Source organism: Phenylobacterium sp. (genome assembly GCF_020253645.1).
Lineage (GTDB): Bacteria > Pseudomonadota > Alphaproteobacteria > Caulobacterales > Caulobacteraceae > Phenylobacterium.
Window position 1 is genome coordinate 1 of record NZ_JADCBG010000027.1, and the last position, 4,735, is coordinate 4,735.

Consider the following 4,735-nt stretch of genomic DNA (forward strand, 5'->3'; position numbering starts at 1 on the left):
GCCGCGCCGCCGCAATGACGGCCTGACACGCCCGGAGTCCGTCCAGACACCTCAAAATCACCCCCAAAACCCACCCACAGGCCGCCAAAACACGCCTTCAGCGCATCTCCGGGATCATTGGGGTCATAACGCAGGGGTCCCATCAGGGGGAGCAATTGCGCGCTGTGATTCCTCCCGTTCAGTGGGGTGTGCCCGGCGTAGCGACCGCTACAGGCCGGGAATCTTGATCCGCGAACTGCGTTCCCGGGCGATGACCACGGTCTTGTCGCCGATCAGCGACTTGATACGGGCTTCCTCGGCGGCCGGATCGAGGGGGGCGGGCGTGTTGTCCGCCTCCGCCGCGACCGCGGCCGGGCTGCGCGGCTGCCCCGGCCGCCAGAACATCACCGTGTCCGCGAAGCTCTTCTCCTTGTGGGCGATGTCCCCGTTCTCGTCGTCGATGACGAAGCGGATCAGGGGATCGGCCTTGTCGCCGCCCGCCTTGCCCACGAGCAGCCTTTCCCCGTCAGAGCGGGTCTCCGCCAGGGATCGGCCGATCAGGGCGTTGCGCGCCGCGCTCTCCGGCTGAAGCTCCTGCGGGCGGGGCTCGCCGGGCGCCGGCGGGCGGAGGGCGAAATCCGGCGGCACCACCAGGGGCGCCTTGGAGACCACGCGGAACTCGTCGGGGGTGACCTTGGTCATGCCCAGGGCCTGGCGCGTCGATTCGCAGCCGGACAGGCCGGTCGCCGCAGCCAGGACGGCGATGACCGCGATGTGTTGGAACTTCATCAAGACACGGCTCCTCGGGCCGCCCCCGGCCACACTCGTCAGATAGCGCAAAGCCCGACCAGCGCCAACCGCCTCTGGATCGCCAATCCCCGGGCGTCGCAGACCCCCTCCGTCCCGCTTCGCGGTCCACCTCCCCCTGATGGGAACCCTGCATTACGTCATCGATGATCCCGTGGACGCGTTTGGGGCGGGTTTTGGCCACCAGTAACTGGGTTTGCAGGGTGTTGTAGAGCCGCTGTCACGGCGTCAGGGTGTGATCCAGAATCTGGGCGCTCACCAGCCGGTTGCGGAACCGGCAAAAGGTCGTGTGATCGGGACGCTCGTCCTCAAGGCTAAGGCCCACGAAGCGGCCAAACGCAGGCTGCCCCAGCCGGAACTCCAGCTCTGCATCCGACAGTCCATACCAGGCCCGGAGAGGCAGAGCCTTGAACAGCAGCAACGGACGATCGCTCCGGACGGCCAGGGCCCTCCTGACGAAGACCGAACAGCTGACCTTCAAGGCCCGACCAGTCCACAAGCGCCAAAACCCGGTCCAGCGCCCGAACCCCGCCCCGCCACACACAGGGAATGACGATCCGGCAATTACGCAAAGGTCCCCCCAGGGGGAGGAATTGGGTGACAGCGCTCCCGAGGGCGCTCCGACGTCCCGGCTAATCGCCGCGTGTCGCCCCAGCCTTCCAGAGAACGTCGCTGCGGCCCTGGTCGTTGGCGACGCGGGCGGCCACGAAGAGCAGGTCCGACAGGCGGTTGAGATAGCGCAGGGCCGGCCCGCTGACCGGCTGGCCGCTGGCGGCCAGGGCGACCGCGCTGCGCTCGGCCCGGCGGGCCACCGTGCGGGCGAGGTGCAGGTACGCCGCCGCTGGGCTTCCTCCCGGCAGGACGAAGGAGGTCAGCTCGCCCAGGCCTTCGTTCAGGGCGTCGATCTCCCGCTCCAGCCGCTCGACCTGCGAATCGAGGATGCGCAGGGCCCGGTCCTCCGCCGGCCCGGGGGGCGTGGCGAGGTCGGCGCCGAGATCGAACATCTCGTTCTGCAGGCGGGCCAGCAGGGGGTCGAGATCGGTCCCGGACGTATGCAGCCGCACCAGGCCCAGGCAGGCGTTGGCCTCGTCCACCTCGCCATAGGCGGCGACCCGCAGGTCGGCCTTGGAGACCTCCGCGCCGGAGGCCAGCCGGGTCGAGCCGGCGTCGCCCGTGCGGGTGTAGATGCGGTTGATCAGGACCACGGCTCAGCCCGCCTGCTGGCGCCACCATAGGGCGGCGGCGAGGATGGCCACGGCGACGGCCTGGGTCAGGACCCGCAGACGCATGAGCTTGTTGGAGTACGAACGCCCGAACTCCCCGCCGCGGAAGAGGGCGTAGAGACCAAAGCCGAGGGTCACGGCGACGGCGAGCAGGGCCGCCGGGATCAGGTAGGTGAAGACCAAGTCCATGGGATGTCCTTTCCGGACGACTAATTCGCGCCCTCGAGCAGGCGGCGGGCGATGACCTGGGCCTGCACCTCGCCGGCCCCCTCGAAGATGTTCAGGATGCGGGCGTCGGCCAGGAGGCGACTGACCACCTGCTCCGTGGCGAAGCCGGCGCCGCCATGCACCTGGACGGCGTTGTCGGCGGCGGCCCAGGCGATGCGGGCGGCGGTGAGCTTGGCCATGCCGGCCTCCAGGTCGCAGCGGCGGCCCTGGTCCTTGGCCTCGGCGGCGAACCAGGTGAGGCGCCGGGCCCCGAGGAGCTCTGCGGCCATCATGGCCAGCTTGTTGGCGACGCGCGGGAACTCGGCGATGGGCCGGTCGAACTGCCGCCGCTGGAAGGCGTAGGCGACCGCCTCGTCCAGGGCCGCCTGGCCGACGCCGACGGCGCGGGCGGCGGTCTGGATCCGGGCGCTCTCGAAGGTGGCCATGAGCTGGGAGAAGCCCTTGCCGGTCTGGCCGCCCAGGAGGGCGCTCTCCGGGACCTCGAAGCCGTCGAAGGCGATGTCGTACTCCTTCATGCCCCGATAGCCGATGACGCCGATTTCGCCGCCGCTCATGCCGGGGGCCGGGAAGGGCTCTGCGTCCGTCCCGCGGGGCTTTTCGGCCAGCAGCATCGACAGGCCCCGGTGGTCCTTCGTGCCCGGCTCGGTGCGGACCAGCAGGGTCATGAGGTCGGCCCGGGCGGCGTGGGTGATCCAGGTCTTGGCGCCGAACACCTTCCAGGCGTCGCCGGACCGCTCGGCCCGGGTGCGCAGCGCGCCCAGGTCCGACCCGGTGTCGGGCTCGGTGAAGACGGCGGTGGGAATGATCTCGCCCGAGGCGATTCCGGGCAGGAGCCGCGCCTTCTGGTCCTCCGTGCCGTGGGCGAGGATCAGCTCGGCGGCGATCTCCGAGCGGGTCCCCAGGGAGCCGGCGGCGATCCACCCCCGGGACAGGGCCTCGGAGACCACGCACATGGCCGTCTTGCCCAGCCCCGCCCCGCCCCAGGCCTCGGGCAGGGTCAGGCCAAAGACGCCGAGGCCGGCCAGCTCCTCCAGCAGGGACAGGGGAATGAGCTCGTCGCGCAGGTGCCAGCCCTGGGCGTAGGGCGCCACCCGGGTGCGGGAAAAGTCGGTGAACTGGTCGCGGATGGCCTCAAGGGTCTCGTCCAGGCCGGAGGCCTCGAGGGAGGCGCGGCCCTGCGCCGCCGCCAGCAGCGCCACAGTCCGGGTCTTCACGGCCTGGGAGGCGCCGGGGCGAAGTTCGGCCATCAGGGGGAAGAGGTCGCCGGTCGAAACGCCCAGGTCCGCGGGGCGGAAGGTCTCGCCCTGGTTCATGGGCAGGCCGCCGGCCATCTGTGAGACGTACTCGAAGGCCAGGAGCTGGGCCGGCAGGGCCTCGGCCTCGGTCAGGGCGCCGGCGGCCTCCAGCCGCTCCGCCCACAGGGCGACCTGGCGAAGGGTCTCTGCGTAGGCGGCGCACCAGGCGAGGCCATGTGCGGCGTGCTGCTCGGCGTCGAGCCGGTGGCGGTCGATCCGGCCCCCCGGCGCGACCAGGGCCTCCACCGCCAGGCGCACCCGGGCGGTCACGGCCTCGGCGGCCTCCGCGGACCGGTGCAACAGGGGGACAATTCGGGGTAGGATCAGGGCCTCAGTCATCACCGGCCTTATAGGCCAAGCGTACGGCCCGCGACACCGCAAGCTGAGACCGACTCGCCGGCCCGGGAGACCCGACCATGATCACCGTCCACCACCTGAACGATTCCCGCTCCCAGCGCGTCCTCTGGGCCCTGGAGGAGCTGGGCCTGCCCTACGAGATCCGCCACCACGCCCGCGACGCCGCCACCCGCCTGGCCCCGCCGGAGCTGAAGGCCATCCACCCCCTCGGCAAGTCGCCTGTCATCGAGCACGAGGGCCAGGTAGTCTTCGAATCGGGCGCCATCCTGGACTACCTCTCGCGCCGCTGCGCCGGCGGGCGCCTGGCCCCGCCCGCCGCCTCGCGGGAGTACGACGTCTACCAGCAGTGGATGCACTACGCCGAGGGCTCGGCCATGCTGCCCCTGATGCTGGACATGTATGTCCGCCGCCTGGGCGAGGCCGGCGCGCCCCTTCACGCGCGCATCGAGAGCGAGATCGCCAACCACCTGGGCTTTGTCGACGGGGCGCTTGCGGGCCGTGACTACCTCTTGGGCGACTTCAGCCTGGCCGACATCCAGATGAGCTTCGTGGGCGAGGCCGGCGCCATGCTGGGCCGCCTGGCCGGCCACGAGCGCCTCGCCGCCTGGGTCCGCCGCTGCCAGGACCGCCCGGCCTACCGCCGGGCCCTGAAGACCGGCGGGCCGTACAACATGGGTCCGCAGGACTGAGGGGGGGCGCCGTTGCACCCCCTTGTTTGTTTCAGAAGCGCTAGATTGGGTCTGTCTTCCGGGACGTCCGCCTGGCGCTCCAACGCCAGGCGGACAGTCGGTGGAGGGGCCGAGATCCCCCGAGCCTTTTGGGCTGGGACTGAGCAGGGTCGCCACC

At 71.0% G+C, this 4,735-nt stretch carries 6 protein-coding genes; 1 reads left to right on the forward strand and 5 read right to left on the reverse strand.

Features of this window, described 5'->3' with window-relative positions:
* Positions 1-207 precede the first annotated feature (207 nt).
* The 5 genes from INE98_RS01735 to INE98_RS01755 form a co-directional block, all read right to left on the reverse strand.
* Positions 208-768 carry a DUF3035 domain-containing protein gene (locus INE98_RS01735; RefSeq protein WP_293536043.1) on the reverse strand — a complete coding sequence of 187 codons (561 nt, stop codon included), beginning with the start codon at positions 766-768 and terminating at the stop codon, positions 208-210.
* 238 nt (positions 769-1,006) lie between these two features.
* On the reverse strand, positions 1,007-1,207 hold the full coding sequence (locus INE98_RS01740; RefSeq protein ID WP_293536044.1) for a transposase: 201 nt from the start codon (positions 1,205-1,207) through the stop codon (positions 1,007-1,009).
* Between the two features lie 211 nt (positions 1,208-1,418).
* On the reverse strand, positions 1,419-1,991 hold the full coding sequence (locus tag INE98_RS01745) for a cob(I)yrinic acid a,c-diamide adenosyltransferase (protein ID WP_293536045.1): 573 nt from the start codon (positions 1,989-1,991) through the stop codon (positions 1,419-1,421).
* A 3-nt stretch (positions 1,992-1,994) separates the two neighbouring features.
* The gene (locus tag INE98_RS01750) at positions 1,995-2,198 is read right to left on the reverse strand and encodes a twin transmembrane helix small protein (RefSeq protein WP_293536046.1); all 204 of its coding nucleotides are present in this window, start codon (positions 2,196-2,198) and stop codon (positions 1,995-1,997) included.
* 20 nt (positions 2,199-2,218) lie between these two features.
* Entirely contained in the window at positions 2,219-3,871 is a 1,653-nt protein-coding gene (locus INE98_RS01755; protein WP_293536047.1) for an acyl-CoA dehydrogenase family protein, read from the reverse strand.
* A gap of 77 nt (positions 3,872-3,948) precedes the next feature.
* Between INE98_RS01755 and INE98_RS01760 the strand changes: the two genes are divergently transcribed.
* A complete protein-coding gene (locus INE98_RS01760; RefSeq protein WP_293536049.1) occupies positions 3,949-4,578 on the forward strand; it encodes a glutathione S-transferase family protein in 630 nt (209 codons plus the stop codon).
* Positions 4,579-4,735: the final 157 nt, after the last annotated feature.